Here is a 3,116-nt window from a genome sequence, read left to right as displayed (position 1 = left end):
ACCACCACCGCCACCGGCAATTACCATGTTGGCATCGCCACCCTGGCGGCGCTGGCAGCCGATGCCACGGCGCGGGTGTGGACCGAGCGCGTGCCGGCCTCGGGGGCTTAAGCATGCGTTCGCCCCTCAGCATCCGCGACCAGCAGCGCCTGGCCGGGGTGCATCCCGACCTGGTGCGGGTGGTCGAGCGGGCTCGCCTCGTAGTGCCCTTCATTGTTGTGGAGGGCCTGCGGAGCAAGGAACGCCAAGCCAAGCTTGTCCAGGCTGGCGCCTCCCGCACCATGAACAGCCGGCACATCACCGGTCATGCCGTCGATCTGGCCTATTGGCTGGATGATGGTGATGGCGTGCCCGGCAGTGGCGAGGTGCGCTGGGACTGGCCGCTGGCCCGCCAGCTAGCCGCCGCCATGAAGGCCGCCGCGCATGAAGAGGGTGTCGCCCTGCTGTGGGGTGGCGATTGGGCCTCCTTCCCGGACGGGCCGCATTTCGAACTCGATCGCAGGAGCTATCCATGATCGCAGCCCTTCTGCCCGCCCGGCTGCCTGTCCTCGGCGATCTGTTCAAGCGCTGGTTCCCCGACCCAGCTGAGGCCGCCAAGGCTCAGCAGGACATGGTTATGGCCCTGCTCAGCCAGCAGGCCAGCCTGAATGCCGCGGCCGGCGATATCATCAAGGCCGAGGCGCAATCCGAGCATTTGCTGGCAGCCTGCTGGCGGCCGATCCTGATGCTCACCTTTGGCGGGCTGATTGTCGCCCGCTGGCTGGGCTGGTCAGCGCCTGGCATCTCAGAGGCCGAGGTGCTCAAGCTCTGGGACATCGTGCAACTGGGGCTTGGCGGCTATGTCATCGGCCGCAGCATTGAGAAGGTGGCGCCGCAAATCGCCGCTGCCGTGGCACCGCGGCGATGAGCGCCTTTGATGCCGCCATGGCCACGCTGCTGGCAGACTCGAACATGGGCAGCGACGCAGAATGGCAGGCAGCAGCCGGTGGCACCTGGCAGCCCGCTCGCGTCCTTCTGTCGACGCCGGCGGAGTTGGTGCCGGGCCTGGGTGCCACCAGCGGCCGGGCAATCGCTATCCAGGCCACCATCCGTGCTGCCGACCTGGCCCAGCCGCCCCGACGCGGCGACCTGCTGCGCTTGGCCGCCGCCACATATCGCGTGGAGACGGTGGAGCCTGACCCGCTCGGCCTGACCTGCCGCCTCGGCCTGGCGCGCATATCATGACGGGCAGCCTGCCACTGCGCGAGGCTGGCCTCGCTGCGATCGCTCAACGCCTCACAAGCACAATGCCGGGCATGATCGTGGAACGCGCCCGCCGCGCGCCCGTTGATGTCGATACCGACACCCTGCCGCGGCTCATCCTCCGCGGCGAGGAATGGCAGGCGGATGAGACCGAGGAACCCGGCCTGACCCATTATCGTCTGGCCTTCTCGGTGACCGGCTTTGTCAGCGCCGCCACCGACCTCGCCGCCGAGCAGGCGCTCTGCCTTCTGCATGCGCAACTGGTCCAGACCCTGGCTGGCTGGATACCCAGCACCCCAGGCCTCGGCGATGTCTCCGAGCAAGGCGCCGAGTTCAGCCTCTATGACAACGATGCCTCCGCGCAGCCGGCCGGCGAGTTCCTCGCCCGCTTTAGCATGCTCGCCATCGGTCCCAGCGGCGGGCCCTGGGCCAGCTGATCCTGCCCCTATCCCCTCATTCCCATAGGAGATTGCCATGAGCCTTTCGCTTGTCCGCACGCGCTTTTCGGCCATCGCCGCCAAGATCGAGACCACGCCAGGCACCGATTCCATCGCGGGCTCGCCCGTCGCCGGTGATTTCATCCTCGGCAGCGCCCAGGCCCGCTTTGGCCCCAACGTAGTGACCGACCCAAGCTTCTCCGGCGCCCTGGACGGATTGCCGGGCATCGTCGGCAGCCTCAGCCCCACCATTGATCTCATGGTGCCAATGCGCGGCTCGGGCACCGCCGGCACCGCGCCCAGTTGGGGCCGCCTCATGCGCGCCTGCACCTTCGAGGAGGTGACCGACGCCGTCGGCGTGGTCGCAACCGCCGCCACCGCTGGCACCACCAATAGCGCCACTTTCCCAGTCGCCTTCAGCAGCGTCGCCAATATCTATCGCGGCATCCCCGGCATTCTCACCGGCAACCCGGCCGCCGGCGCCGTCAGCCCGATCACGGGCTGGACCACAGGCCGCGTTGCCAGTTTTGGCGAGACCTTCGGCACCGCGCTCAGCACCACCACGCTGATGCAAATCCCGCCCAATGTCCTCTATCGGCCCACCTCCGATGAATCGGTCTACAAGACCGTCACGCTCTATCTCTACAGCGATGGCCTGTTGTGGATTTTTACCGGCTGCGTCGGCTCGGTAAAGCTTGATCTCGAGGCCGGCGGCATTGGCATGCTGGCCTTCTCGCTGCGTGGCCAATTCGTCTCCGTCACCACGGTAGCGCTGCCAGCCGCGCTGAATGCCTCGACAGCCACCACCCCGCCGCGCTGGGTTGGTGGGCGCGCCAATCTGCTGGGCAATACCGCCAAGCTTAAGAACCTGTCGGTCGATGCAGGCGTGGGCACTGTGCTGCCGGATAATCCGGAGGCGCAGGATGGTTTTGACCCGGCCGTCCCGATCACCCGCGGCGTGATGGCGACGCTTAACCCCAGCATGGACACCACCGGCCAAGTCGCCCTGTTCAACAATTTCCGCAATGGCACCGGCGGCGCGCTCTTTGCCGTGGTGCCGGGCAATGCTGGCAACCGTTTCAGTGTGACCATGCCGGCAGTGCGCCTGCTGGCGGCCGACCCGGGCGATCGCGGCGGCCTGCGCACCAACGAGATCCGCGCCGAGGCGAATATCACCGATGCCAGCTTCTTTCTGTGCCAATACTGAGGACCAACCCATGACCGAAACCGTGATTTTCTCCCGCCGACAGAGCGAGGAGATGGTGCTGGGCGAGGCCGATGCCGCCCGCAGCTACACCCTGGCGCCGCTGACGGTGCTGGAGCAGCAGATGTTCAAGGCCGATATGGCCGGTGCTGGCGCGCAGCTGATTGGCCCCTGGCGGCTGCGTGGCGCGCTGCGCGATGGCTTGCGCGAATTGGCGCCAGATAATTTGGCCG

6 protein-coding genes are annotated in these 3,116 nt (G+C 67.1%); all 6 read left to right on the top strand.

The features are described from left to right. Window positions 1-113 precede the first annotated feature (113 nt). Window positions 114-515 carry a M15 family metallopeptidase gene (locus ABWP84_RS18505; protein WP_353213496.1) on the top strand — a complete coding sequence of 134 codons (402 nt, stop codon included), beginning with the start codon at window positions 114-116 and terminating at the stop codon, window positions 513-515. Next, entirely contained in the window at window positions 512-907 is a 396-nt protein-coding gene (locus tag ABWP84_RS18500; protein ID WP_353213495.1) for a 3TM-type holin, read from the top strand. Before ABWP84_RS18505 ends, ABWP84_RS18500 begins: the two co-directional genes overlap by 4 nt. Beyond that, complete coding sequence (locus tag ABWP84_RS18495) at window positions 904-1,224, top strand: hypothetical protein (protein ID WP_353213494.1); 321 nt, start codon at window positions 904-906, stop codon at window positions 1,222-1,224. Before ABWP84_RS18500 ends, ABWP84_RS18495 begins: the two co-directional genes overlap by 4 nt. Next, a complete protein-coding gene (locus ABWP84_RS18490) occupies window positions 1,221-1,679 on the top strand; it encodes a hypothetical protein (protein WP_353213493.1) in 459 nt (152 codons plus the stop codon). Before ABWP84_RS18495 ends, ABWP84_RS18490 begins: the two co-directional genes overlap by 4 nt. Window positions 1,680-1,716: 37 nt before the next feature. After that, window positions 1,717-2,886 carry a hypothetical protein gene (locus tag ABWP84_RS18485; RefSeq protein ID WP_353213492.1) on the top strand — a complete coding sequence of 390 codons (1,170 nt, stop codon included), beginning with the start codon at window positions 1,717-1,719 and terminating at the stop codon, window positions 2,884-2,886. Window positions 2,887-2,896: 10 nt separating this feature from the next. Continuing rightward, window positions 2,897-3,116, top strand: a 220-nt coding sequence (locus ABWP84_RS18480; protein ID WP_353213491.1) for a hypothetical protein, incomplete at its 3' end; no start/stop codon positions are given.

Source organism: Rhodovarius sp. (genome assembly GCF_040399605.1).
GTDB lineage: Bacteria > Pseudomonadota > Alphaproteobacteria > Acetobacterales > Acetobacteraceae > Rhodovarius > Rhodovarius crocodyli_A.
The sequence above is the reverse complement of the archived record's forward strand: the minus strand, read 5'-3'. Positions and strand labels throughout refer to the sequence as shown.